The sequence below is a fragment of the Pseudomonas sp. IPO3778 genome (assembly GCF_013386825.1).
GTDB lineage: Bacteria > Pseudomonadota > Gammaproteobacteria > Pseudomonadales > Pseudomonadaceae > Aquipseudomonas.
Genome location: NZ_JACARC010000141.1, coordinates 1 through 410, shown reverse-complemented (window position 1 = coordinate 410; position 410 = coordinate 1). Strand labels below are relative to the sequence as shown.

The following is a 410-nucleotide window of genomic DNA, read 5'->3' as shown; positions in this document are numbered from 1 at the left end:
AAATCACGAACCTGACGGGGATTGACAACAACAACGGGTAATCCAGCAGCACAAAGCTCGGCAGCGGCAAGCCGCTCATATCCACCAGTCGCTTCCAGCACCACCAAAACCGGCTCCTGAGCCTTGAGATGTTTAGCTAAACGCTGGATATCTTCTTGAGTATTGAAAAACTGTTCGACTTGGCCAGTAGTGCTGACGAATGAGTCGAGCTTGTTTTTGGAAACATCAATTCCGACGAACGCAGAGTCATGGTCCATAGCGTTTTCCTCACGTCCAACCTTGCAGAATCGGGCTTTGCGCCCAGGCAACCGTTCGGACTAGTTTAGGAAGAAACCTGCTCCGACCCATGCTCACTCACGATCTCGAAATCTGAGGGCACCACGGTCTGAAGCAGGTGAAAATAATCTTAC

The 410-nt window shown here is 50.5% G+C and carries 1 protein-coding gene (running past one end of the window); it reads right to left on the bottom strand.

Going from position 1 to position 410, the window contains the following annotated elements; genetic code table 11:
- A protein-coding gene (locus tag HX855_RS33595) for a transposase (RefSeq protein WP_256736858.1) crosses the window boundary here: on the bottom strand, nucleotides 1-257 show its 5' portion. The gene continues 40 nt to the left of window position 1, outside the view; the window shows 257 of its 297 coding nt (coding positions 1-257); it begins with the start codon at nucleotides 255-257; its stop codon lies beyond the left edge, outside the window.
- Between the last annotated feature and the right edge of the window lie 153 nt (nucleotides 258-410).